Raw genomic sequence first — 24,423 nt, forward strand, 5'->3', positions numbered from 1 at the left:
AATGCCCGCCAGCATGACGGGCATTAAGTCACATCACATTATTGTTGATGTTTAAGGATAAATTGACCTTTTGGCGATACAGGGAAACCCTGTTCGATGTCATAGATAACATCACCACGCAGAATAGTTTTCATAATGCGTGCGCCAATCGTCCGGCCAACATACGGGCTAACTTTGTGGCGATATTCCAGGTCTTCATTTTTCAAAACGTATTTGCTGTCAGGTTGAATAAAGACGAAGTCAGCATCTTTACCCGGGGCAATACGTCCTTTCTGTGTCAGACCAAAAATATCTGCGGCGTTGGTTGCCATCAATTTAGCGAACTTCGGCAGCGACATACCGCGTTTTTGCACAGCCTCATCAAACATAACGTCCACGCAGCTTTGCAGCCCGGCAATGCCGCCCCACGCTTGCATGATATTGCCAGCCTTCATTTCCGGAGGGCATGGAGAGTGGTCGGAAACCAGGCAGTCAATCTCGCCGTTGAACAGTTTTTCCCACATACCCCGCTGGTTCTGCAGATCGCGGATCGGTGGAGAACATTTCGCCAGGGTCCCAATCTCTTCAAACTGATCGGTATCCAGCACGAAATAATGTGGACAGGATTCGCAGGTCACATCCTGGCCTTCCTGACGGGCGCGGGTCACTTCCTCCACGCCTTCCGGACTGCTGATATGACAGATGTGCAGACGACAACCGGCGACTTTTGCCAGATACAACACGCGACGAATCGCTTCCACCTCGGTAAATACCGGACGTGAGGCCACATAGTCATGCGCCGTTACACGCCCTTCGCGTTTAGCTTCCTCACCAAGTTCGTCGCAGATGAGCGCGTTTTCGCAATGGACCAGTACCGTCTGTCCCATTTCCGCTAGCTTCTGGACACCTTTGTAGAACTGCCAGTCGTTAACATCACGGAAATCATTATCGATACCGCGGTCACCGCAGGTGGCAACAAAGCATTTAAAGCCGACGACACCAACTTCATCAAGCTCGTGCAAACGGTCGAGGTTGTAAGAGACGAGGCCGCCAAGCTGTGCGGCATCGATGGTTAACTTGCCTTTAGCCGCATCAAATTTCAGCTCAATGGTTTCACGATCCACCGTCGCTGGCAGCTGGTTGAGAGGCATTTCGATCATTGTGGTGATGCCACCTTTTGCCGCGGCACGCGTCCCCGTCTCATACCCTTCCCAATGTGTACGGCCCGGCTCAGAGATATGGGTATGCGCATCAACCATGCCGGGTGAAACCACCAGACCCGACGCATCCATTACCTGCTTCGCCTCCCCCAGGTTCTCGCCAATGGCGGCGATTTTTCCAGCCTGGACGGCAATATCAACAATCCGAGCTTCATTTTCTAAAATAACAGTACCGTTTTTAATAATTAAATCAAAAGACATAACGAACTCCTAGTATGGATACAGATAGTTTTTTATAAACAACGCACTTTTAATAAAATGCGCTTACTGATTTCATCACATCTGGCCTGTAACTTTTTGTACGCCGGCTGACTGCGCACCCGTTCTTTTTTTCAGTAAGGCATATGCCACAAAAGCGACAATAACCCCAACAAACCACGACACTCGCGATAACGGCTCGAGGAATGGAATGAACTTACCACCCAGTGAAAGAATTACGGCGACTAACGTTACAGAGAATGCAGTCAGATTGAACCCATTATCGTAATATTGATAATCACCGCTGGCGGTATATAATTCATCAAGATTAATTTTGCCACGCATAACGATAAAGTAGTGAGCTAACATAACCCCAATAACAGGGCCGAGCATCCCACCAATGATATCCAGAAACAGATAAATACTGCTCTGATTTTCCATTAATTTCCACGGACAGATCAGCAAACTAATAATACTGGCGATCAATACACCTTTTTTATATGTTAATTTAGTTGGAGCAATAGCGGCAATCTGATAACCCGCAGGGATAATATTACCCGTAGCGTTTGTTGAGATTGTTGTCATCAGGATAACTAAAACCGCGAAGAACGAGGCAAACAGGCTGTCCCAACGCTGTACAATATCCAACACATTCCATGTATCCACGCCGTAGTGAATACTGGCACCGGCGATAATGCACACGCTGGCAATGGCAAATAGCACGTATGCGACAATAAGTCCCAGCGTCTGACCCAATGCTTGTTCACGGAATGAGTGGGCATTTTGCGTGAAGTCTGATGCGCTCACTGCCGGAGCGGCCCATACCGCGACGACCGCATTAATGACAACCAGGAACAGGAATCCGCTATTGCCTGCCTTTTGCACTCCGCCAGGAATGTAGTCCAGGATCGGTCCAATTCCTACCAGGGATATCGCCCAGATAGCCATACCGCCGAATACAATATAAATACAGGGGTTGAGGATTGCGGTAAATTTATTTAATACTTTACCACCGCCAAAACCAATACCGACGTTGATAAGCCAAAAAATAAGAAATGTAATTAATCCCGGCAGAGACAACCCTAATAACGTAAAGTCACCGCCCAGCGTTAAAAATCCGGGCCATATTTTGCCAATCAGAATAAGAAATGCCAACGATCCGGCATAACATTGCAGACCAAACCACATAATTGCTGCAATCCCCCCTCTCAATAATCCAGGGAAGAGTGCTCCACGTACGCCATACGAGCCACGCAGAATCATTGCAAAAGGTACACCGTATTTACTTCCGGCGGCACCATTCATAACCATAACTAACGCAATAAACAATGCGCTAATAATAATAGCCAGCATAATGCTGAATGTGGAAAGTCCTAGTATAAAGAACCCGCCAACCATAACGTAATTAGGTACGTTATGCACAGAACCCATCCATAATGTAAAATAGTTGAATGTTTTCCAGTTCCGTTGTTCGGCCGTTTTTGGTAATAAGTCGTCACTATAACCACGTTGTTGGTATAGTTCTCTTTGATGTTCCATAAATCCCTCTCGTCACGTATCGGATAACGTTGTAATGGGTTTAGCTATGCGGAACAAAAACAATAAAGAAAGTAATGCAAATAATTTTTATTATGTCTTTATGCTGAAGCAATAATCGGTGTTGCTTTCTTGTTATATAACGTAACGCCGGCAAAAATAAGCGTTCCGGTTACCACCAGACAAGCTGAGATGACAAAGCTTATCTCTTTTGAACCCGTCAAATCAGAAATAAATCCGGTTAATGTTGGCGCAATAACCGCTGAGCTCATACCAAAGAAGTTAAACAGGCTAAATGCTCTGCCCAGCGTTTTTGAGGACGCCTGCTCAGAGACAAAGGAGATCAAAATCGGATCCACCGCCATCTTGCCGAGCAAACCGTACAGAGTCAGGCTGACCATCAGCATCGTGGTATTCGGCGATAATACCGTAAATACCAACATTGCAGCGGCCATGATTTCCAGACCAAGAATAACTTTGACTTTGCTGTTGCGAAACCTATCGGACAGATGGCTAAAAAACAATGCGCCAGGGACACCCACCACGGCGACTAACGCCGAAGCCGCCCCAATCGCGCCGCCATCGAATTCTCTTTCAGTCTGCAGGTAAGACGGAAGCCAGGTCACAATCAGGTAATAACCATAGCAAGTACAGAAGTAGAGAAAGTACACGCTACATAACAGACCTGAAAACAGCGGTGGGCTCTTATCTTCTGTCGTCGCTAACGTCTGTATTTTCTCGCCTGATACAGGTGTTTCACTTTTAGTCTTTCCGCGAATAACCAGTGTAAACACGCATAGCATTACAACCAGCACGGCGGCAACAAGGAACAGAACATTTTGCCAGGCCATACTCATGCTTTTTACCAGCACGCTGGAACCGATTAAGCCAATCCCCATTCCAATCGCTGAACCGCTATTAATAATGGCGTTTGCCAATGCGCGACGAGCCTGAGGGACATTTGCCGAAGAGAGTGAATATGCTGAGCTAAAGAAAGAGGCACAACCCGCCCCCGCCATTAGTGAACCAGCGTAGATCATCGCCAATCCAGTGGCTTTAGCGATACTGAGCGTACCAATGATAAAGAGCGTAAACCCACACATCAGCATAATTTTCTGGCCAAACTTATCGACCAAAATTCCACAAGGAATTTGCATACTGCAATAGGCGAAGAAATAAAAGCTGGCAATGGCGCCTATTTCAGCATTGCTGACATTTCCCAGGGATGCCTGAATCTCAGGATAAATAGGGGTTAACACGGTGCGATAAATCCATATCGCCACCCAACCCAGACTCATTACAACGACAATCTTCTGCCAGTATTCAATACCGGATTTATTCTTTTCACTCATGACTGCACCTTTCCAAAGTGTGTCTGGTTTTGAAGTATCGCTGCAAAGAGCGCAGCGATACCTATGGTCATGACAATTTATGATTTGCCATTAATTCCAGCGCCTGAACCATTGCTGAGTGATCTAACTGGCTACCGCCATTCGCAGCACAAGTATTAAATAATTCCTGACAGGTTGCCGTATTTGGTAAACTCAATGAAAGTGCCTTTGCGCTTTGTAATGCAAGATTGAGATCTTTTTGATGCAATGCAATCTTGAAACCAGGCTCAAAGGTGCGCTTGATCATGCGCTCACCATGTACTTCCAGAATACGCGAAGAGGCGAATCCACCCATTAACGCCTGGCGTACGCGAATTGGATCCGCACCTGCTTTTGAGGCAAATACCAGCGCTTCAGAAACAGCTTCAATATTTAAGGCAACGATAATTTGGTTGGCCACTTTACAGGTTTGACCATCACCATTACCGCCCACCAGGGTGATATTTTTACCCAGAATATCAAACAGCGGTTTGACCCGTACAAATACCTCTGGCTCACCGCCAACCATAATGGACAAGGTACCTTCGCGAGCGCCAATTTCCCCACCAGAGACGGGCGCATCCAGATAGTCCCCGCCCAGTTCATTAACCTGCTTAGCAAAACGTTTAGTTTCGATAGGAGAGATAGAACTCATATCGACAATTGTTTTTCCCTGCAATGCGGTTTTAGCGCAACCGTGTTCGCCGAAAAGCACTTCTTCAACCTGCGGCGTGTCCGGAACCATTATAAATATAATATCTGCAAAATCAGTAACCTGACGTGCAGTTTCAACATTTACCGCGCCCAATGACAGCAATTCTTCCGCTACAGGGCCAATGGTCGTCACATGTAGCTGATGTCCGGCGCGAGCCAGATTGATCGCCATTGGCGATCCCATAATACCCAGGCCAATAAATCCCAGTTTCATTTTTAACCTCATATATGTCTGTCGGTTTTCCAGAATTCAGGCAACACGATCCCCTGCCAACAAAGTGGAAAAAATAGCGATGCCTGAAATTCCTTACAAATTATCGATATTGATTAATCCACGATAATCCCGCTTCGGTGGTGGTCAGTGGCTTATATTCACAACCAATCCAACCGTCATAACCTGATTTATCGATAAACTTAAAAATAAAGTCATAATTAATTTCCCCTGTCCCCGGCTCTCCGCGACGAGGGTTATCTGCAATTTGCAAATGACCTATTTTATTTGCCCACGTGGTCATGGTTTGGGTTAATTCTCCCTCCATGCGCTGCATGTGATAAATGTCATACTGAATTTTGATATTATTGCAGCCGACGCTGTCAATTAACGCCAGCGCCTGATGAGTCCCGGTAAGATGGAAACCCGGCATATCAAAATGATTGATCGGCTCAATCAGCAATAAAATATCTTCTTGCGCTAACATATTTGCCGCATAGCGCAGATTTTCCACCAGCGTCTGCTGGATCTGTTCGGCGGAAAACCCCGCTGGCGTTTTACCCACCAGGCAGTTGATTTTCTTATTGCCAAGCGCCTTCGCATAGCGAATAGCTGCCGCCACGCCCTCGCGAAACTCTTCTTCGCGCCCCGGAATACAGGCGATACCGCGTTCACCCGCCGCCCAGTCTCCGGCAGGGAGATTATGCAACGTATGTTCCAGTTGGTTGGTCTGCAGCTTTTCCTTTAATACGTCAATGTCGTAATCGTAGGGAAACATAAACTCTACGCCACGAAATCCCGATTGTGCCGCTTTATCGAAGCGTTCAAGAAAACTGTATTCCAGAAACAGCATGGAAAGATTGGCTGAGAAACGTAACATCTTTCACCTCATCTATTCGTATTTCATAAAACAGGTTTCGGTTGGCGCATCGGTAGCACCGTCTGCAATCTCTTCAAACTCGGTCACATTATCCAGTTCACTGCCCATAGAGATGTTCGTCACACGTTCAAGGATCACTTCGACGACAACCGGAACGCTATACTGCGCCATCAGGGCTTTGGCTTGTTCAAATGCCGGAGCAAGATCTTCAGGTTTGAATACGCGAATGGCTTTACAGCCCAATCCCTCTGCCACTTTGACGTGATCGACGCCATAGCCGTTTACTTCGCTGGAGTTGATGTTTTCGAATGCCAGTTGCACGCAGTAATCCATATCAAACGCGCGCTGCGACTGACGAATCAATCCCAGATAGGCGTTGTTGACCAGCACATGGATGTAAGGAATGTTGAATTGCGCGCCTACGGCCAATTCTTCAATCAGGAACTGGAAGTCAAAATCCCCCGAAATCCCGACGACATTGCGTTTTGGATCGGCAACACAAACTCCTAATGCCGCTGGCAGTGTCCAACCGAGAGGACCTGCCTGGCCACAGTTGATCCAATGACGATCTTTAAATACGTGCAGCATTTGCGCGGCGGCAATTTGCGATAACCCGATGGTGGTGACGTAGCAAACGTCGCGACCAAAGGCTTTATTCATCTCTTCATACACGCGCTGCGGCTTAACCGGGACATTGTCGAAGTGGGTTTTACGCAGTAACGTCCGCTTACGCTGTTGGCATTCATCAACCCAGGTATTCCGGCAAGGCAAACGTCCTGATTTCTGCATCTCCTGAGCAACGTCAATCAGCAAAGTCAGCGCGGCTTTGGCGTCGGAAACGATGCCTAAATCCGGGCAAAGAACGCGACCAATTTGTGTCGGCTCAATGTCGATATGAATGATTTTGCGACCTTCGGTATATTTCGCGACGGATCCTGTGTGTCGGTTCGCAAAACGGTTACCAATACCAAACACCATATCGGAGGCCAGTAGCGTGGCGTTTCCGTAACGATGCGCCGTTTGTAACCCCACCATTCCGGCCATTAATTCATGATCGTCCGGGATACATCCCCAGCCCATTAACGTAGGAATTACCGGTACGTGGGTTAATTCAGCAAAGCGTTGCAGCAGTTCGCTGGCATCCGCATTAATCACCCCGCCCCCAGCCACGATGACCGGACGCTCAGCCTGAATCAGCATTTCCAGCGCTTTCTCAATCTGTTTGCGGCTGGCCGCAGGCTTGTATACCGGCAGCGGTTCATACATGTCTGGATCGAATTCGATTTCTTCAACCTGAATATCAAAAGGCAAATCGATCAACACCGGACCTGGACGACCAGAGCGCATTACATGGAATGCCTGCTGTAACACCCGAGGAAGCAGTGCCGCTTCACGCACTGTTACCGCCATTTTGCTGACCGGTTTGGCAATAGACTCAATATCAACAGCCTGAAAATCTTCCTTATGCAGGCGGGCACGAGGAGCCTGGCCGGTGATGCATAGAATTGGAATAGAGTCGGCAGAGGCGGAATACAGTGCAGTGATCATGTCAGTGCCTGCCGGGCCAGAGGTGCCAAGGCAGACGCCAATGTTACCTGCCGTTGCACGCGTATAACCTTCAGCCATATGGGAAGCGCCTTCAACGTGACGAGCCAGAATGTGACGGATGCCTCCATGCTTACGCATTGCGGAGTAGAACGGGTTTATAGCCGCTCCTGGAACCCCAAATGCGGTGGTGATGCCTTCTTTTTCCAGCACATACATTGCCGCGTCAACGGCTCTCATTTTTGCCATTTTCTTTCTACCTCTATTTATTGGAAAGATTTTCCAACTTCAAAAAAATCCAAAAAAGTCCCGCTCCTCTGAGCGGGTTGCGACTTAAGCTACGGGGGCTTTTAAGCCAAGCGCCGTACTGATATCTCGTGCAGTATCCCGTACCAGCTCCCCCTGACTGATAAAACGTTCTTCCGTCAGTCTGGATGCGGGCCCAGAAATAGAGATGGCAGCAACTACACTGCCTGTATCGTCATAGATAGCCGAAGCGATGCAATTCAAGCCAATAACATGCTCTTCGTGATCGATGATATAGCCATTCTCACGCGCCAATTGCAGATTGCGCAGCAGAGTAGGAAAATCCACCAACGTGGTCGGCGTAAACTGCTGTAAACCCGTTTTCACGACGATGTCCATTAACTCTTCTTCTATCAACGGATAAAGCAGCGCCTTACCCGCACCGGAAGCATGGAGCGGCATGCGACTGCCTAAAGGTGCGCACATTCTGACCATCGATTTGCACTCCTTCTGGCCAATTAACACCGCTTCGGTGCCATTGCGAATCGCAACGTTAACCGTTTCGCCTGACAACAGCATTAATCGGTGCATAAACGGTCCGGCTACCGACAGGACATCGCGATTATGAATATACGCGGAGCCCACATTGAAGACGCCTAAACCGATGTGCCACCAACCTAACTGACTGTCCTGATAAACAAAATCAGCCCCTTGTAAAACTTTCAACAGGCGAAAAGTCGTGGAGAGCGGTAAATCCAGACTGCCGGAAATATCGCTAACTGACGAACTGCCTCCACTTCTTTCGAGATACTGTAAAATTGCAATACCCCTCTCAAGCGCCTGAGCGCCTTTTTGCGCAACCGGCTCCGCCTGTCCAGGCCTGCCGCGCCGTCTTACTTCCGTCACCACTACATTTACTCCGGCCCAAAATATGAGCATAAACAATGAACAATATGCTCATATTAAGCAAGAAGGCCGATAGCGTCACGCAAAACAGAGCTCATGTGCCGGGATACTTTCAACATCGCAATTATCGCTGCCACCGCGATCGACGGTCAGAAAATTGGTTACGGTTTGCCAGGCAAATAGTGGATGATGCCAGACATTTCGATGGTAATTCACGCCCTGTAGGCCATTGGAGATAAAGGCTTTTAAGGTGGAAAGATCAGGTTTGTCCTCGCCGAGCGCGACAATCACCACAAATGCTTCACCATTCATAGGCATAAATGCCTGAGTGCCCAGCGGGTGGCGCTCCAGCTCATGTACAACAATCGGCATCGCCGCCGGTTGCGCGCGGTTGATACTAATGAGGGTCCTGTCCTGCTCAAGGATCTCCACATTAGCCAGGTCGTGATAACGCTCAACGAGCCCATCATTGATATGAAAAAAATCACGTTTATGGATTTCTATAACATCGCCATAGGCGCTGAACGTTTGCTGATTTAACGGTAATACCTCTAGTTTCATCATCGTTTCCTTGTAGCTGAATTCTGCAGAACCGCAGTCAGAACATTTAGCGGCTTCAATACCATGCAATCTAAAACCTTCGTGAATTAACATCAACACAAAAATTGGAAAAATTTTCCAAAACTAGATTTAGACCACAATTTAAACAAGGCCATTATGCAAAAATACTTATAAATCAGAGAACAAGAAATCTGGCTTACAGAAGATCATTAAGGGGAGTGGCTGACGATGTTTGATCCGGAAACACTGCGTACCTTTATCGGCGTCGCCGAAACGGGGAGTTTCTCCAGGGCGGCGGATCGCTTGTGTAAAACCACGGCCACCATCAGCTACCGTATTAAGCTTCTGGAAGAAAACACCGGCGTCGCGCTATTTTTTCGCACCACCCGAAGCGTGACGTTAACCGCCGCAGGGTCTCACCTTCTTTCCCAGGCAAAAGACTGGCTCGCATGGCTGGACAGCATGCCCAGCGAATTACAGCAAGTGAACGACGGCGTAGAGCGCCAGGTGAACATTGTGGTCAATAACCTGCTTTACAGCCCAGAAGCCGTTGCTCGCCTGTTATCCTGGCTTAACGAACGCTATCCCTTTACTCAGTTTCACTTTTCCCGGCAGATTTATATGGGCGTGTGGGATTCTCTGCTGTATGAAGGATTCTCTCTGGCTATCGGTGTAACCGGCACGGAACCGATGGCAAACACCTTTACTCTCGATCCTTTGGGTTCTGTTCAGTGGCGATTTGTGATGTCGGCGGATCACCCACTGGCAGACGTCAGTGGTCCATTAACGGAAGCGCAGTTGCGCCGTTTTCCGGCAATCAACATTGAAGATAGCGCGCGGACCCTGACCAAACGGGTCGCATGGCGTCTTCCCGGTCAAAAAGAGATCATCGTCCCGGATATGGAAACCAAGCTTGCAGCGCATCTTGCGGGCGTGGGTATTGGCTTCGTTCCACAGCCGCTCTGCCAACCGTTACTGGATAACGGCCAACTGGTCAGTAGCATAATACCCACCATGCGCCCCCCTTCCCCTTTAAGCCTCGCATGGCATAAGTTTGGCGCAGGTAAGGCTGTGGAAGATATTGTGGCGTTATTTACGCAGCGAAAACCTGAAATCGCCGGATTTTTAGCAATTTTCAACAATGCACGCGATTGAAAATCAAGTCATCCTCTCATTTGGCGCGTAAAATAGTACGCAGGATGATTTGAGGTTTCGTTTTTTACTATGCAAGACACACGAACAGCACAGGACTATCGCGCAATTCTGCTCGCCGGTACGCCTATAATCGATGTACGCGCCCCCGTCGAATTTCAACAAGGCGCGATGCCGGGCGCAGTAAATCTCCCCTTAATGAACGATGACGAACGTGCCGCCGTGGGTACCTGTTATAAACGTCAGGGGCCTGAGGCCGCCCTCGCGCTCGGCCATCAACTGGTTTCGGGAGCAACCCGCCAGCAGAGAATACGTGCCTGGCAGGATGCCTGTCGTCAAAATCCTGCGGGCTACCTATGCTGCGCACGCGGCGGTCAGCGTTCGCATATTGTGCAGCAGTGGCTGCACGAGTCCGGCATTGACTACCCGCTGATACAAGGTGGTTATAAAGCATTGCGTCAGGCAGCGATTCAACTGACTGAAGAACTGGTGCAAAAACCGATCGTCTTAATCGGCGGCTGTACCGGGAACGGCAAAACGCAGTTGGTACAACGGCAGCCGAACGGTGTGGATCTTGAAGGACTGGCTCACCATCGCGGCTCCTCGTTTGGACGTACCGTGGAACCGCAACTTAGCCAGGCAAGCTTTGAAAACCTGCTGGCGGTCGAAATGCTCAAAACGAACAGCCGTCAGGATCTACGTCTGTGGGTACTGGAAGATGAAGGCCGCATGATCGGGGCTAATCATCTGCCCGAATGCCTGCGAGAGCGTATGACCCAGGCATCTATAGCGGTGGTTGACGATCCTTTTGAGCGTCGTCTGGAGCGACTGCGCGAAGAGTATTTCGTGCGAATGCACCACGATTTTACCCATGCTTATGGCGAGAGCCAGGGCTGGCAGGAGTACAGTGACTATCTGCACCACGGCCTGTTTGCTATCCGCCGTCGCCTGGGTTTACAACGTTTTGCCGAGTTGACCGCCCTGCTCGACGTGGCTCTGCGCGAACAGCAGGCGACGGGCAGCACCGACGCCCATATGGGCTGGCTGGTGCCGTTGCTCAACGAGTATTACGACCCGATGTATCGCTATCAACTGGAAAAGAAAGCCGCGAAAATCGTCTTTCGCGGCACCTGGCAGGATGTTGCCGACTGGCTTAACGCACAGTGATCAGTGTCTGTCGCGCTTATCTGCGCGTTTTGCCAGCCAGTCGCCCAGCACCTGAACGACCTGCACCAGAATAATCAGCGCCACCACGGTAACGACCATGACCTGGGTTTCGTAGCGGTAATAACCAAAGCGAATCGCCAGGTCGCCGACTCCACCGCCGCCAACGATACCGGCCATCGCGGAGTAACCGATCAGACTCACCAGCGTTATCGTCAACCCACGCAGCAGACCCGCGCTCGCCTCCGGTAACAGAACGGTGCAGATGATGCGCATCGGGCTGGCACCAAACGCTTCCGCCGCCTCGATAATGCCTTTATCGACTTCACGTAGCGCACTGTCGACCAGACGGGCATAGAAGGCGATTGCCGCCACAGAGAGCGGGACCGACGCCGCAATCGGGCCAATGGTATTGCCAAGTAAAAACTGGGTTAGCGGCAACAGTAGCACCAGCAGGATCACAAACGGCACCGAACGAATGATATTCACCAGCACGGAGCTGAGCAGATACACAAAACGGTTTTGCCAGAATAAATGCCGGTCGGTGACAAAAATAAGAAAACCGAGCGGCAGACCGCCAATAATTGCCAGCACCGTAGAGATGCTCAGCATCTGGAAGGTTTCATTAAACGCCAGCGTCAAATCAGGCAATAAATCATCCACGAATCACCTCCACCTGTGCAGTACGTTGACGAATATGTTCCACGGCGACTTCCACCGCTGAAGGGTTATGCGGCGCGGTCAGTTGCACCACCAAAATCCCCAGCGCGCGTTCGCCAATATATTCAATTTTGCCGTGCAGAATGTTCACCGCCACGCCAAATTTAACCGCGACTTCTGACAACACCGGCTGTTCCGCCGAATCGCCAATGAACAGAATTTTTAGCAACTGGCCGGGCAGATGCTGGCGCAGACGTTCAGGTAGCGTCAGATTGAGGGTATGCGACACCAGTTGCTGCGTGAAAGCGTGCTGTGGGTGAGCAAAAACGTCAAACACCTCACCGGACTCCACCACCTTGCCGCCTGACATCACCGCCACGCGATCGCAAATCGATTTGATCACGTTCATCTCGTGAGTGATCAGTACGATCGTGATCCCCAACTGTTGATTGATCTGCTTAAGCAACGCCAGAATCGTGGCCGAGGTTTCCAGATCCAGCGCGGAGGTAGGTTCATCACACAGCAGTACATCCGGGTGATTGGCAATCGCGCGGGCAATACCCACACGCTGCTTTTGCCCGCCGCTGAGCTGAACCGGAAAGCGGTTTGCCTTGTCAGACAGCCCCACCAGCGCCAGGATTTCGCTAACGCGCGGGCCAATTTTACTGCGCTCCCATCCGGCAGCCTTCAGGCTAAAGGCGACGTTTTGCGCCACGGTACGGGTATGCATCAGATTAAAATGTTGAAAAATCATCCCGATACGTTGACGAGCTTTACGTAGATGCGCGCCTTCCAGCGCGGAAATTTCTACGCCGTTCACCTTCACGCTTCCCTGACTCGGTCGCGTTAAGGCGTTCAGGGTGCGCAGCAGCGTACTTTTCCCCGCGCCGCTGGTCCCGACAATGCCAAATATCTCACCTGCGCCGATGCGCAAGCTGACGTCATCAACCGCCCGGGTTGACGGTCCACGGCCTGCGCTAAAATCCACGCATACCTTTTCTATTTCAATCATAGCCACCTCAGAAATGCGAAAAGGGCAGTCGCCGCTGCCCCTGTTAACCCTTGTGCGCAGCAATTATTGGGCTGCCGACATCCATTCCGGTTTCTGGAAGGCGCTGTAGATGTTTTGCGGATCATCGATCACCGCGCGATACGCCGGAGATTTCACCGCCTCCACAATATCTTTCGCAAACGGTTTATCCGCATCTTCACTGCGTACCGCGATGATATTTTTCAGATTTTCATCCAGATGCTCTTGCTTGATGGCGCTGGCGAGATCCAGTTTTGCCGCCACGGCAAAGTTACCGTTGACCAGCGCGCCGGTCACGCCGTCCAGCGTACGCGGCAGCTGTGCGGCTTCCAGCGGTTTAAACACCAGTCCTTTCGGGTTGCTGGCGATATCGCGCTCGGAGGCCTTCGTTGGATCGATATTGTCTTTGATGGTGATAAGGCCGATAGACTGCAGGAAACGCAGACCGCGAGCCAGGTTGGTGGGATCGTTGGACAGCGTGATCACATCCCCTTTTTTCAACTCATCCAGGCTTTTGATTTTATGTGAGTAAAAACCCATCCCGGCCGTCGGGACCACAATCAGCTTGCTCAGCTTAAGTCCTTTATCGGCGGTGAATTTGTCAAAGTAGAGTGAATGCTGGAACAGGTTGGCATCGATGCTGCCGTTGGATAGCGCCATGTTCGGTTGCACGTAGTCACTGAATTCGCGCACCACGACCTTATAGCCTTTCTCTTTCAGCGTAGGGGCAATGGCCTGTTTCACCATATCACCGTACGGCCCAGGCGCGACGCCAAACACGATGGTATGCGGATCGCTGTTCGCATGAGCAAATTGTAATCCGCAGGCCAGCAATAGCGCTCCGGTCGCGACGCGTAAACTCTGACGCAATCCCATAATCTCTCCATTTTAACGTTGTGGTGTCATGTCTCACGCCGTTCTTGCGGCGTTGTTCTTGTTGGCCCGTTAACAGGCTGATTGTTAACATGACACAGATCACAACCTGCTGTCCTTGAAATTATTTCATGATGTTGCGAAATGTGTTTTCAAATGAGAGAAGGCATGAAAAAGCCGGATGTCGGCACAAGTGCCTTATCCGGCCTACAAATAACGTGATCACCCTGCTCCCGTAGGCCCGATAAGCGCAAGCGCATCGGGCGTTCCGTTTGACAGGCGTTCGATTAGAAGTCGTAACGCAGACGAACCAGGTTCATATCGCCCAGATTGTCGGTGCTGGAGGTGAATACGTGTTCGTAATCAACACGGAAACCGTAATCCAGCTGGAAGCTGATACCCACACCGTTGTCAGTACGCAGGTAGTTACGGCCATTCACGTACTCAATACGGTCTCCCATAAAGTAGGGCTGAACAGATTTCAGCGCATACTGACCAACCGGGAAGGTATAACCCGCGAAGTATTCCAGACCCCAGGCATCACCGGCAAAGTAGTCATTAACAGACACTTTTTTGGTGGTCATGAAGTTTTGATACCAACCGCCGCCCATCGAGAAGGTCCAGTTGTCCGGTTTCCAACTCAACGCGGTACCAACGATGTTCTGATCGTAGGTTTTGCTGGTGTCGCCACGCATTTCCGCACGGGTGTAGTTCCACGCCGTACCCCAGGTCAGGTCATCGGTGATGTGATAATCCACACCCAGCGAGCCGCCGCCTTTACGTTTGTAGCGCAGACCGTTGTTCGGGTTGTAATCATCGCTGAACAGATAAGAGGCGTAGAGATCGACATCGCCAACCGTTTTCTTATACTTCAGTGATTTACGCGTACGATAGGAACCGTCATAGTCGCCATTGATACCGTTACCTGGCGCCTGACCGATCATGTCGTAGTCCCAGATATCCGTTTTCGCACCAACCACATCATAGTAAATGCTGTTCTGTTGACCGAAGGTCAGCGTACCCCAGGTCGCGCTCTTCAGACCGGTGTACAGCATACGGCGCGTGGTATCGTTGGCGCCGTTAGCGTAGTGGTTGTCCCAGTTGAACATCGCCGGGAAGTTAACGCCCAGCTCGTAGTAGCTCACCCAACTGATGTCATCAAACAGATAGTAGTCAGCAGCGAAGCGGAAACGCGTCCCGCCGTCGAAGCCATTACGTTTGTAGCCATTCTTACCATCGTCACCGGCCATATTCTGGAACTGCGGACGAATACTCCCGCCGACGGTGAAGTTAAGACGGCTCAGCGGGTCGCCCGCCTGCGGATCTTGTTTCAGGACCGTGATTTCCGCCTGGGAGGCGAAGGTCGTTAATGCCACTGCTGCGCCGATCGATACCGCCAGCGCCGTTTTTTTTATAGTCATTATTTGTACCTTGATAGATAGCCTGCCAATTATTCAGCATACAAATATTAACGTTTATTAATACACTCGTGTTGTCGGGTTTTTATTGTTCTGTGCTGTTAAATATCAAGGAGTTGTCAATTTGTGCTACATAGATAAAAAAAAGCACCGATTAAAAAAACCGGTGCGTAATCATCACGGATATGAATCAACTACTGAACTGACGGAACAGCGCTTTGCCTTTTAGCAGACGTGAACCGAGCCACCCGCCGCATAAAGAAAGCAGCAATGCCCCACAAAGTGGCAACACGACCCACAGTCGCCAGTCTGGCTCCCACGGGAAATCAAACACTTTGGTTTGCAGCACCGCCAATGCGGTTTCCGCACCGATGGCTGCCACCAATCCGGCTACCATCCCGAGCATGGCGAACTCGCACCACAGCGTGGTACGCAGCAATTTCTTGCCTGCTCCCAACGTGCGCCAGACCACCAGTTCCTGATGACGCTGGCGCATACCGACCTGGACCTGCGCTAATAGCAGCAACATGCCGCAGGCGGTAACCAGCACCACCATCACCTCCAGCGCTCTACTTACCTGCTCCAGCACCTGGCCCACCTGTTTGAGGATGGCGCCAATATCCAGCAGGCTGATGGTCGGAAATTCACGGTTAAGCTGCGTCAGCATGCCGTTGCCATTCTCCCAGCGAAAGCTGGTTAACCAGCTTTGCGGCTGAGCGTCCAGCGCGCCGGAGGGGAAGATAAAGAAGAAATTAGGTCGCAGGCTTTCCCAGTCTACTTTGCGCAGACTGCTGACTTTGGCGCTGAAATCCTGAGTATCGCCCATAAAGGTCACCCGATCGCCAAGCCTGACGTTCAGCCGTTTCGCCAGCCCCTCTTCCATCGACACTTCGCCCGCTTTTGGCGGCCAGCTTCCGGCGGTTATCGGGTTATGATCCGGTCGGGTATCCTGCCAGGTCAGGTTAAGCTCGCGGTTCAGCGCCTCATCCTGGTTGCCTTCGGTTGGCTTCTCATTGATCGCCTTCAGACGCGCCCGCACAATCGGATAGAACGATTCCGGGATCACCTGATGCTCAGACAGGAAAGCCTTCAGCGGAACCACCTGCTCGGTGGCAATATTGATCAGAAAATAGTTCGGGCTTTCCGGCGGCATTTGCTGCTGCCAGCGGTCGAGCAGATCGCCGCGCAGCACCAGCAGCAGCGCAAGCAGCATAAAGGAAAGTGAAAAGGCCGACAGCTGACTGAGCGTTGACCACGGCTGGCGCAACAGTCGACTGACCGCCAAACGCAGCGGCAGCGAGGTGAGCGTCAGACCGCGCAGCACGTTGAGCAGCATCCAGCCAAGTACCCCGCACAACAACGCCAGCACTACCGCGCCAGCCAGCACCGCCCACAGCAGCGGGCTTCCGCCCATCAGTCCGGCCAGCAGTGCAATCACAACTAACAATACCACCGGCAAATAAAACTTCAGCGGCCATACGTTTGCTACCACGTCACGGCGCAGCACCCGCAGCGGCTGCGTCGCCAGCAGCAAACGGTAAGGGCGTAACCCCACCAGCAGCGAAATAACCGTCATGGTACCTAATGCCCATAGCCACGGCCAGGGGCTGGCAGGCGGTAGTTCGCCGGGCAGAACCGGTTTGAGCAGCACGACCAGCACGCGCTCAAATAACAGCCCGAACAACCCACCGGTCACGCCAGACAGCACCAGCACCATCAGCCACTGACCAACAATCAGCCTGCGCAGTTGCGCTCTGCCCGCACCGAGGGTTTTCAGAATCGCCACCAGATCGTAACGGCTGCGGCAATAATGGCTCATCGCCACGGCAACCGCGGCCACCGCCAGCAGTAGCGTTAATAGCGCCGAGAGCAGCAGGAACTGTTGCGAACGCTCCAGTGATTTCCCCAGCGCGCCTTCATCCTGCTCCAGCCCGTACCAGCGCTGTTCCGGCTTTAACTGCGGCAGCAGCCATTTTTCATAGGCTTCCAGTTGGGACGGCGTCCCGCCAAATTTATAGCGCCAGGTCACGCGGCTTCCCGGCTGGACTGCCGCCGTTTTTTCGACATCCGCCATGTTCATCATCAGGCGCGGCGCTATCTGGAACGGATTAAAACCTGAGTCCGGCTCCTGTACTACTTCCCCGGCGATGCGCAGCGTGGCATCGCCAACGTCGATGGAATCACCGATTTTTAAGTTGAGCAGCGCCATCAGACGCGGGGCCAGCAGCACCGAGCCTGGCTGTGGTTTCAGCCCCGGCGGATTGGTCTGCAATGTGCCGTACATCGGATACACTTCATCCACCGCTTTGACGTTCGCCAGTTGCGGCGTATCCTGGGCAAAGGTCATGGTGGCAAAGGTCAGTTGTTCGCCCACCTTCAGGCCACGCTGTCGCGCCTCGTCAATCCACGCTTTCGGCACGGTGCGCGAACTTTGCAGCGACCGATCTCCCGCCATAAACTCACGACTTTGCTGGCTTAGCCCTTTTTCCATACGATCGCTGATATTGCCCAGCGCCAGCACGCAGGCTACCGCCAGGCTCAGCGCCAGCCAGACAATCAGTAATGAAGGCGAGCGCCATTCGCGCCAAAACCAGCGTGCAATCATGCCTCCTCCTGCAACTGTCCGTTCACCAGGCGTAAACGCCGATCGCAACGCGCCGCCAGTTGCGGGTCATGGGTCACCAGTATCAGGGTGGTGCCGTGTTCCCGGTTCAAAGAAAACAGCAGGTCGGCGATTTTCTCTCCGGTCTGGCGGTCCAGATTGCCCGTTGGTTCATCGGCGAACAGCACGTCAGGGCGACCGTTAAAGGCCCGCGCCAGCGCCACACGCTGCTGCTCCCCGCCGGAAAGTTGAGCCGGAAGATGATCAAGACGTTTTCCCAGTCCCAATTGCTCCAGCAGTGTTTTTGCCCCATCGCGACTTTTTCCGCTGTTTTCGCCGCGCAACAGCGCAGGCAATTCGACGTTTTCCAGCGCGTTGAGGGTCGGAATTAACATGAACGACTGGAAGACAAAGCCCACGTGTCTGGCTCTCAGTTGCGCCCGGGCTTCTTCGTCCATGGCGTGCAGCGCCTGCCCCACGAGGCTGACTTCACCGCTGGTGCCATCGTCCAGCCCGGCGAGGATCGCCAGCAGCGTGGATTTCCCCGATCCCGACTCGCCAATCAGCGCAATGGTCTCGGCGCGTTTGACAACCAGTTCAACTCCGGTAAGGATGGATAGCTCATGATCACCCTGACCGACGGATTTCTTAAGATGATGAACTTCAACAATGTTTTCCGCTGGCATTGGCCTTTCCTGTTCCTGGTCCTGTTAACTTTCCGCGCCGCCGCTGCGGACACGTTATTAATTCTGGGTGACAGCCTGAGCGCCGGATACCGTATGTCCGCCAGCGCCGCGTGGCCTGCGCTACTTAATGATAAATGGCAAACAAAAACGCCGGTGGTAAATGCCAGCATTAGCGGCGACACCTCGCAGCAGGGTCTGGCCCGTCTGCCTGCATTACTCAAGCAGCATCAGCCGCGCTGGGTGCTGGTAGAACTTGGCGGCAACGACGGCCTGCGCGGTTTTGCCCCTGCGCAAACCGAACAAACCCTGCGTACTATTCTGCAGGACGTGAAAGCGGCAAATGCCGAACCACTGTTAATGCAAATTCGTCTGCCAGCAAACTACGGTCGCCGTTATAATGAAACCTTTAGCGCGATTTATCCAAAGCTCGCCAAAGAGTTTGATATTCCTCTGCTGCCCTTTTTCATGGAAGAGGTTTATCTGAAACCCCAGTGGATGCAGGATGATGGTATTCATCCTAACCGTGACGCCCAGCCGTTTATCGCCGACTGGATGGCGCAACATCTCACTCCTTTTCTATCCTAAATAATTCGAGTTGTATGAAGGCGGCAAGTGAGAGAGTTCCCAGGAGCATAGATAACTATGTGACTGGGGTGAGCGAGCGTAGCCAACGCACAGACAACTTGAAGTATGACGGATATAGTAAATCACGACTCGTAAAACAACGGAGATCCTGACAGGTAAAGTTATGCAAAAATCGGTCTTAATAACAGGATGTTCCAGCGGAATCGGCCTGGAAAGCGCGCTTGAGCTAAAGCGCCAGGGTTTTCAAATTCTGGCTGGCTGCCGCAAACCTGACGATGTCGCGCGTATGAACAGCATGGGATTCACCGGCGTATTGCTGGATCTGGATTCACCCGAAAGCGTGGATCGCGCCGCCGATGAGGTGATCGCCCTGACCGATAATCGTTTATATGGGATCTTTAACAACGCCGGATACGGCGTCTACGGCCCACTGCCCACGATTAGCCGTGAGCAGATGGAGCAGCAGTTTTCCGCCAACTTCTTTGGCGCACATCAGCTTACCATGCGTTTGTTGCCCGCCATGCAACCTCACGGCGAAGGACGCATCGTGATGACCTCCTCGGTAATGGGATTGATCTCCACACCGGGACGCGGGGCCTATGCCGCCAGTAAATATGCGCTGGAAGCCTGGTCCGACGCGCTGCGTATGGAGCTACGCCACAGCGGGATTAAGGTCAGCCTGATTGAGCCCGGCCCTATCCGCACCCGCTTTACTGAAAACGTCAACCAGACCCAAAGCGATGCTCCCGTGGAAAATCCCGGCATTGCCGCGCGTTTTACGCTGGGACCAGAAGCGGTTGTCGCCAAAGTGCGTCATGCGTTTGAGAGCGATAAACCGAAGCTACGTTATCCAGTTACGCTGGTGACCTGGGCAGTGATGCTGCTTAAACGCCTGTTGCCAGGCCGCATAATGGACAAAATTTTACAGGGTTGAGTTGAAGCAGGCGCGTCAGCCCCCATGTAACAAGAAATCGACAAAAGAGAGTAACTCCATGTCCACACAGAATATTCTTAACATTAACGAATCGAACCTACAGCAGACCCTTGAACAGTCGATGACCACGCCGGTCCTGTTCTATTTTTGGTCTGAGCGCAGCCAGCATTGTCTGCAGTTAACACCGGTACTGGAGAGTCTTGCTGCCCAGTACAACGGCCAGTTTATACTCGCTAAGCTCGACTGTGACGCTGAACAGATGATCGCCTCCCAGTTTGGTCTGCGCGCGATCCCCACGGTTTATCTGTTCCAGAACGGTCAGCCGGTAGATGGATTCCAGGGCCCGCAGCCGGAAGAGGTTATTCGTGCGCTGCTGGAAAAAGTGTTGCCGAGCGAAGAAGAGCTGAAAGCGCGCCAGGCTATCGAATTTATCGAAGCGGGTAATCACGCTGATGCGCTGCCGCTGCTGAAAGAAGCCTGGCAGATCTCCAACCAGAGCAGCGAAATTGGTCTGCTGCTGGCGGAAACGCAAATCGCCCTGAACCGTTCTGACGAAGCCGAAGCGGTGCTGAAAACCATTCCGTTGCAGGATCAGGACACCCGTTATCAGGGGCTGGTGGCACAGATCGAATTGCTGAAGCAGGCGGCTGATACGCCGGAAATCCAACAGTTGCAGCAGCAGGTCGCCAGCAATCCGCAGGATGCAGCGCTGGCAACTCAACTGGCCATTCAGTTACACCAGGTCGGACGCAACGAAGAATCGCTGGAGTTGCTGTTTAGCCACCTGAAGAAAGATCTTACTGCAGCCGACGGCCAGGCGCGTAAAACTTTCCAGGAGATCCTTGCCGCACTGGGTACGGGCGATGCGCTGGCCTCGAAGTACCGCCGCCAGCTGTACGCGCTGCTGTACTAATCCGTTTGATTTTGCCCGATGGCGCTTGCGCTTATCGGGCCTGGAAATTCGACAAATACCGCTCCCGGCATCAGATCACGTCTTCTTCAAATGCGTTACAACTAATTGGTGACGTGAATTATAGAACTTCCGATAGGTCAGGTAGCAGGCAATAATGGTCGACAGGCTGGCCGTCGAAAGCAGCATAAACGTTACCATAATCTGATACTTAATCGCTTTTACCGGATCAATACCTGCAAAAATCAATCCGGACATCATCCCCGGTAAACTCACCAGCCCCACGGTCTTCGCTGAATCGATAGTCGGGATCAGCGAGGCACGAATGCTGTCGCGAATCAGCGGCGCGGAGGCCACTTTCGGCGTCGCGCCGAGGCTGAGTTTTTCCTGAATTTGCTGCTGTTCGCTGTTAAACCGCTGCCCCAGATTGTTGTAACACAGCCCTACCGCAACCATCGCGTTGCCTGCAATCATGCCGGAAATAGGGATAACCTGCATCGGCGTGAACTCGATAGAGCCTGACAAAACCAGCACCGCCAGCGTTAACCCCGCCCCCGCCGTAATGGCGATAAACGACGAGAGAAAAGCCTTATCAATAAATTTACTGCGCTTTTGCGCGTTATAGGCCGCGTTAAAGCAAATAAACAGCACCATCAATAAGGTCAGAATGCTGTGGTTGACGCCGAAAATATATTTCAGCACGTAGCCAACGATAATAAGCTGAACCACCGCCCGGCACACGCTCCAGAGAATATCTTTTTCCAGCGCCAGCTTTTCTTTGTTGCTGATCAGTATTGCGACCACCACCAGCATCATCGCTAATGCCAGGGATTCATTGGTAATATTATGCTCGTTCATTGCTTACTTCCTGCATTTCACCGGCGTGCGGTTGAAGGGTTATGACGTTATCCGCATGATCAATTTCATCTTTGTCATGCGTCACCCACAGCACAGCAATATTCTTATCGCGAACATAGTGGTGAATTAATTCGTTCACATTACGCTTGTTGGCTTCATCCAGCGCGCTGGTGATTTCATCAAGCAGCAGGATTTTCGGCAGAAACTGCAAATTACGAATTAACGAGACGCGCTGCTTTTCGCCGCCGGACAGCTCATTGATATTTTTTTTGAGGATTGCCTCAGGTAACTCAAATCGGGCCAGATCTTCCAGAAACACATCCGGTTCCGGGCGTTTATCGCGAATTTGCCACGGGAAAATGAGGTTGTCGTAGACGGTATCACTAAACAAAGCGGGCGTTTGCGCGCAATAAGAGACCTGCTGACGATACGCTTCCGGCTTGAGGGTATTTATCTCCTTACCCTCAAAAAGGATTTCACCGGAACTCGGACTTATTAACGACGCGACTATCTTGAGTAACGTACTTTTACCGCACCCGGACTGGCCGGTAATCAACTTAAATTCTCCGGCGCGGAGATCAAAACAGATGTTATTGAGAACCTGCGTCGCCCCTGCCTGCCATGCGACATTTTTTAACTGAAGCAGAATGCTGCTTTCTTCCATTACCAATCCCTTTTTTACCTCTTTCGTGCAGATAGTCTATCTCTGTAATTTATTATAGGGGAGCCCACCTTGATAAATCGGGTATAATTTGACTAATGAGGCAGTAAAGGACAGCACAACAGGAGGTTTCATCAATGCTCATTTTTATTCCTATTCTTATTTTTGTCGCGCTGGTCATCGTCGGCGCAGGCGTCAAAATTGTCCCGCAGGGATACCAGTGGACGGTAGAGCGTTTTGGCCGTTACACCAAAACCCTGCAGCCGGGTTTAAGCCTTGTTGTACCGTTCATGGACCGCATTGGTCGTAAGATCAACATGATGGAACAGGTGCTTGATATCCCCTCTCAGGAAGTCATCTCCAAAGATAACGCCAACGTCGCGATTGATGCCGTGTGCTTTATTCAGGTGATCGACGCGCCGAAAGCGGCTTATGAAGTCAGCAACCTGGAACTGGCGATCATCAACCTGACCATGACCAACATTCGTACCGTTCTCGGCTCGATGGAACTCGATGAAATGCTCTCCCAACGCGACAACATCAACACGCGCCTGCTGCACATCGTTGATGAGGCCACCAATCCCTGGGGCATCAAAATCACCCGTATTGAGATCCGCGACGTCCGTCCTCCGGCTGAGCTTATCGACGCCATGAACGCACAGATGAAAGCCGAACGAACAAAACGCGCCTACATTCTTGAAGCAGAAGGGATCCGTCAGGCGGAAATCGTCAAGGCCGAAGGTGAGAAGCAGTCGAAAATCCTCAAAGCGGAAGGTGAACGTCAGTCCGCGTTTTTACAGGCTGAAGCGCGTGAACGTTCCGCAGAAGCAGAAGCCCGTGCAACGCAGATGGTTTCTGAGGCCATTGCCGCCGGGGATATTCAGGCCGTGAACTACTTCGTGGCGCAGAAATACACCGAAGCGCTGCAACATATCGGTTCGTCAAATAACAGCAAAGTGGTGATGATGCCGCTGGACGCCAGCAGCCTGATGGGCTCCATTGCCGGGATCGCCGAACTGGTTAAGGACAGCGCCAGCGAGCGGAAAAAATCATGATAGCGATGATTCTGGTGCATCCGCACATCTTCTGGCTCAGCCTCGGCGGTTTGCTCCTCGCCGCCGAGATGCTGGGCGGTAACGGCTATCTGCTGTGGAGCGGCGTGGCGGCGGTAATTACTGGCCTGGTGGTATGGCTCGTCCCGCTTGACTGGGCGTGGCAGGGGGCGATGTTCGCCGCCCTCACCCTGCTGGCGGCCTGGCTGTGGTGGAAGTGGCTGGCAAGGCGCGTTCAGGAGCAGAAACCCGCCGACAGCCATCTGAACCAGCGCGGACAGCAGCTGGTTGGCCGTCGATTTATTCTGGAAACCGCTCTGGTCAATGGCCGCGGACATATGCGCGTCGGCGACAGCTCCTGGCCCGTAAGCGCCCGCGACGATTTGAGCGCAGGAACGCAGGTTGAAGTCATTGCCGTTGAGGGAATTACCCTGATTATTAAAGCGGTATCACACTAAAAAGACAGGAAATA

At 51.8% G+C, this 24,423-nt stretch carries 23 protein-coding genes; 7 read left to right on the forward strand and 16 right to left on the reverse strand.

Translation table 11 applies throughout. From position 1 onward, the window contains the following. Window positions 1-38 precede the first annotated feature (38 nt). From allB to allA, 8 genes are all read right to left on the reverse strand, one after another. Entirely contained in the window at window positions 39-1,400 is a 1,362-nt protein-coding gene (gene allB / locus OGV77_RS03970) for an allantoinase AllB (RefSeq protein ID WP_043015462.1), read from the reverse strand. 75 nt (window positions 1,401-1,475) lie between these two features. After that, the gene (locus OGV77_RS03975) at window positions 1,476-2,936 is read right to left on the reverse strand and encodes an allantoin transporter (RefSeq protein WP_043015461.1); all 1,461 of its coding nucleotides are present in this window, start codon (window positions 2,934-2,936) and stop codon (window positions 1,476-1,478) included. Between the two features lie 98 nt (window positions 2,937-3,034). Further along, window positions 3,035-4,285, reverse strand: a complete 1,251-nt coding sequence (locus tag OGV77_RS03980) for an MFS transporter (RefSeq protein WP_047412939.1) — start codon at window positions 4,283-4,285, stop codon at window positions 3,035-3,037. A 67-nt stretch (window positions 4,286-4,352) separates the two neighbouring features. Beyond that, entirely contained in the window at window positions 4,353-5,231 is an 879-nt protein-coding gene (glxR, locus tag OGV77_RS03985; RefSeq protein WP_286502615.1) for a 2-hydroxy-3-oxopropionate reductase, read from the reverse strand. A 100-nt stretch (window positions 5,232-5,331) separates the two neighbouring features. Further along, window positions 5,332-6,108 carry a hydroxypyruvate isomerase gene (gene hyi, locus OGV77_RS03990; RefSeq protein WP_047412942.1) on the reverse strand — a complete coding sequence of 259 codons (777 nt, stop codon included), beginning with the start codon at window positions 6,106-6,108 and terminating at the stop codon, window positions 5,332-5,334. A 12-nt stretch (window positions 6,109-6,120) separates the two neighbouring features. Further along, window positions 6,121-7,902, reverse strand: coding sequence for a glyoxylate carboligase (gcl, locus tag OGV77_RS03995; RefSeq protein WP_043015457.1), 1,782 nt, complete (start codon window positions 7,900-7,902; stop codon window positions 6,121-6,123). An 84-nt stretch (window positions 7,903-7,986) separates the two neighbouring features. Continuing rightward, the gene (gene allR, locus OGV77_RS04000; RefSeq protein WP_043017859.1) at window positions 7,987-8,805 is read right to left on the reverse strand and encodes an HTH-type transcriptional repressor AllR; all 819 of its coding nucleotides are present in this window, start codon (window positions 8,803-8,805) and stop codon (window positions 7,987-7,989) included. A 78-nt stretch (window positions 8,806-8,883) separates the two neighbouring features. Continuing rightward, the gene (gene allA / locus OGV77_RS04005; protein WP_043015456.1) at window positions 8,884-9,366 is read right to left on the reverse strand and encodes an ureidoglycolate lyase; all 483 of its coding nucleotides are present in this window, start codon (window positions 9,364-9,366) and stop codon (window positions 8,884-8,886) included. Between the two features lie 228 nt (window positions 9,367-9,594). Between allA and allS the strand changes: the two genes are divergently transcribed. Then, complete coding sequence (allS, locus tag OGV77_RS04010; protein ID WP_087051612.1) at window positions 9,595-10,521, forward strand: HTH-type transcriptional activator AllS; 927 nt, start codon at window positions 9,595-9,597, stop codon at window positions 10,519-10,521. A gap of 69 nt (window positions 10,522-10,590) precedes the next feature. Beyond that, window positions 10,591-11,685, forward strand: a complete 1,095-nt coding sequence (mnmH, locus tag OGV77_RS04015; protein WP_087051613.1) for a tRNA 2-selenouridine(34) synthase MnmH — start codon at window positions 10,591-10,593, stop codon at window positions 11,683-11,685. Here mnmH and OGV77_RS04020 read toward each other — a convergent pair whose 3' ends face one another. The 6 genes from OGV77_RS04020 to ybbA all read right to left on the reverse strand — a co-directional run bounded on the left by OGV77_RS04020 (window position 11,686) and on the right by ybbA (window position 18,951). Continuing rightward, entirely contained in the window at window positions 11,686-12,345 is a 660-nt protein-coding gene (locus OGV77_RS04020; protein ID WP_043015453.1) for a methionine ABC transporter permease, read from the reverse strand. Then, window positions 12,338-13,354, reverse strand: coding sequence for a virulence-associated ABC transporter ATP-binding protein SfbB (gene sfbB, locus OGV77_RS04025; protein ID WP_043015452.1), 1,017 nt, complete (start codon window positions 13,352-13,354; stop codon window positions 12,338-12,340). Before sfbB ends, OGV77_RS04020 begins: the two co-directional genes overlap by 8 nt. Window positions 13,355-13,417: 63 nt before the next feature. Beyond that, window positions 13,418-14,248 carry a MetQ/NlpA family ABC transporter substrate-binding protein gene (locus OGV77_RS04030; protein WP_003021862.1) on the reverse strand — a complete coding sequence of 277 codons (831 nt, stop codon included), beginning with the start codon at window positions 14,246-14,248 and terminating at the stop codon, window positions 13,418-13,420. Window positions 14,249-14,532: 284 nt separating this feature from the next. Next, a complete protein-coding gene (locus tag OGV77_RS04035; RefSeq protein ID WP_043015451.1) occupies window positions 14,533-15,666 on the reverse strand; it encodes a porin in 1,134 nt (377 codons plus the stop codon). A gap of 187 nt (window positions 15,667-15,853) precedes the next feature. Then, window positions 15,854-18,268, reverse strand: coding sequence for a putative ABC transporter permease subunit YbbP (ybbP, locus tag OGV77_RS04040; RefSeq protein ID WP_087051614.1), 2,415 nt, complete (start codon window positions 18,266-18,268; stop codon window positions 15,854-15,856). Continuing rightward, the gene (ybbA, locus tag OGV77_RS04045; RefSeq protein WP_043015449.1) at window positions 18,265-18,951 is read right to left on the reverse strand and encodes a putative ABC transporter ATP-binding protein YbbA; all 687 of its coding nucleotides are present in this window, start codon (window positions 18,949-18,951) and stop codon (window positions 18,265-18,267) included. Before ybbA ends, ybbP begins: the two co-directional genes overlap by 4 nt. Here ybbA and tesA point away from each other — a divergent pair. The 3 genes from tesA to OGV77_RS04060 all read left to right on the forward strand — a co-directional run bounded on the left by tesA (window position 18,922) and on the right by OGV77_RS04060 (window position 21,383). Further along, complete coding sequence (gene tesA, locus OGV77_RS04050; RefSeq protein WP_043015448.1) at window positions 18,922-19,536, forward strand: multifunctional acyl-CoA thioesterase I/protease I/lysophospholipase L1; 615 nt, start codon at window positions 18,922-18,924, stop codon at window positions 19,534-19,536. The genes ybbA and tesA overlap by 30 nt on opposite strands. Window positions 19,537-19,699: 163 nt before the next feature. After that, window positions 19,700-20,470, forward strand: a complete 771-nt coding sequence (locus OGV77_RS04055; RefSeq protein WP_087051615.1) for an SDR family oxidoreductase — start codon at window positions 19,700-19,702, stop codon at window positions 20,468-20,470. 58 nt (window positions 20,471-20,528) lie between these two features. Beyond that, window positions 20,529-21,383, forward strand: a complete 855-nt coding sequence (locus OGV77_RS04060) for a co-chaperone YbbN (protein ID WP_286502616.1) — start codon at window positions 20,529-20,531, stop codon at window positions 21,381-21,383. A gap of 75 nt (window positions 21,384-21,458) precedes the next feature. Here OGV77_RS04060 and fetB read toward each other — a convergent pair whose 3' ends face one another. Together fetB and fetA are read right to left on the reverse strand one after the other, a co-directional pair. Beyond that, window positions 21,459-22,238, reverse strand: coding sequence for an iron efflux ABC transporter permease subunit FetB (fetB, locus tag OGV77_RS04065; protein WP_043015445.1), 780 nt, complete (start codon window positions 22,236-22,238; stop codon window positions 21,459-21,461). Next, window positions 22,225-22,902 carry an iron efflux ABC transporter ATP-binding subunit FetA gene (gene fetA / locus OGV77_RS04070; RefSeq protein WP_043015444.1) on the reverse strand — a complete coding sequence of 226 codons (678 nt, stop codon included), beginning with the start codon at window positions 22,900-22,902 and terminating at the stop codon, window positions 22,225-22,227. Before fetA ends, fetB begins: the two co-directional genes overlap by 14 nt. A gap of 134 nt (window positions 22,903-23,036) precedes the next feature. On the opposite strand from fetA, the gene OGV77_RS04075 reads away from it, so the two are divergent. Further along, window positions 23,037-23,954 (forward strand): SPFH domain-containing protein, encoded by a 918-nt coding sequence (locus OGV77_RS04075; protein WP_003021835.1) that lies wholly within the window; start codon window positions 23,037-23,039, stop codon window positions 23,952-23,954. Next, window positions 23,951-24,409, forward strand: a complete 459-nt coding sequence (locus OGV77_RS04080) for an NfeD family protein (protein WP_043015443.1) — start codon at window positions 23,951-23,953, stop codon at window positions 24,407-24,409. Before OGV77_RS04075 ends, OGV77_RS04080 begins: the two co-directional genes overlap by 4 nt. Window positions 24,410-24,423 lie beyond the last annotated feature (14 nt).

This window comes from Citrobacter sp. Ce129, assembly GCF_030334545.1.
Classification (GTDB): domain Bacteria; phylum Pseudomonadota; class Gammaproteobacteria; order Enterobacterales; family Enterobacteriaceae; genus Citrobacter; species Citrobacter europaeus.

What these genes read in the sequence shown, in the direction of transcription:
- allS (WP_087051612.1), top strand. Translation starts at nt 9,595, where the DNA reads ATGTTTGATCCGGAAACACTGCGTACCTTTATCGGCGTCGCCGAAACG.
- gcl (WP_043015457.1), bottom strand. Translation starts at nt 7,902, where the DNA reads ATGGCAAAAATGAGAGCCGTTGACGCGGCAATGTATGTGCTGGAAAAA.
- fetA (WP_043015444.1), bottom strand. Translation starts at nt 22,902, where the DNA reads ATGGAAGAAAGCAGCATTCTGCTTCAGTTAAAAAATGTCGCATGGCAG.
- hyi (WP_047412942.1), bottom strand. Translation starts at nt 6,108, where the DNA reads ATGTTACGTTTCTCAGCCAATCTTTCCATGCTGTTTCTGGAATACAGT.
- glxR (WP_286502615.1), bottom strand. Translation starts at nt 5,231, where the DNA reads ATGAAACTGGGATTTATTGGCCTGGGTATTATGGGATCGCCAATGGCG.
- OGV77_RS03975 (WP_043015461.1), bottom strand. Translation starts at nt 2,936, where the DNA reads ATGGAACATCAAAGAGAACTATACCAACAACGTGGTTATAGTGACGAC.
- ybbP (WP_087051614.1), bottom strand. Translation starts at nt 18,268, where the DNA reads ATGATTGCACGCTGGTTTTGGCGCGAATGGCGCTCGCCTTCATTACTG.
- allA (WP_043015456.1), bottom strand. Translation starts at nt 9,366, where the DNA reads ATGAAACTAGAGGTATTACCGTTAAATCAGCAAACGTTCAGCGCCTAT.
- OGV77_RS04055 (WP_087051615.1), top strand. Translation starts at nt 19,700, where the DNA reads ATGCAAAAATCGGTCTTAATAACAGGATGTTCCAGCGGAATCGGCCTG.
- OGV77_RS04060 (WP_286502616.1), top strand. Translation starts at nt 20,529, where the DNA reads ATGTCCACACAGAATATTCTTAACATTAACGAATCGAACCTACAGCAG.
- fetB (WP_043015445.1), bottom strand. Translation starts at nt 22,238, where the DNA reads ATGAACGAGCATAATATTACCAATGAATCCCTGGCATTAGCGATGATG.
- OGV77_RS04080 (WP_043015443.1), top strand. Translation starts at nt 23,951, where the DNA reads ATGATAGCGATGATTCTGGTGCATCCGCACATCTTCTGGCTCAGCCTC.
- sfbB (WP_043015452.1), bottom strand. Translation starts at nt 13,354, where the DNA reads ATGATTGAAATAGAAAAGGTATGCGTGGATTTTAGCGCAGGCCGTGGA.
- mnmH (WP_087051613.1), top strand. Translation starts at nt 10,591, where the DNA reads ATGCAAGACACACGAACAGCACAGGACTATCGCGCAATTCTGCTCGCC.
- ybbA (WP_043015449.1), bottom strand. Translation starts at nt 18,951, where the DNA reads ATGCCAGCGGAAAACATTGTTGAAGTTCATCATCTTAAGAAATCCGTC.
- OGV77_RS04075 (WP_003021835.1), top strand. Translation starts at nt 23,037, where the DNA reads ATGCTCATTTTTATTCCTATTCTTATTTTTGTCGCGCTGGTCATCGTC.
- OGV77_RS04030 (WP_003021862.1), bottom strand. Translation starts at nt 14,248, where the DNA reads ATGGGATTGCGTCAGAGTTTACGCGTCGCGACCGGAGCGCTATTGCTG.
- allB (WP_043015462.1), bottom strand. Translation starts at nt 1,400, where the DNA reads ATGTCTTTTGATTTAATTATTAAAAACGGTACTGTTATTTTAGAAAAT.
- OGV77_RS03980 (WP_047412939.1), bottom strand. Translation starts at nt 4,285, where the DNA reads ATGAGTGAAAAGAATAAATCCGGTATTGAATACTGGCAGAAGATTGTC.
- OGV77_RS04035 (WP_043015451.1), bottom strand. Translation starts at nt 15,666, where the DNA reads ATGACTATAAAAAAAACGGCGCTGGCGGTATCGATCGGCGCAGCAGTG.
- tesA (WP_043015448.1), top strand. Translation starts at nt 18,922, where the DNA reads ATGAACTTCAACAATGTTTTCCGCTGGCATTGGCCTTTCCTGTTCCTG.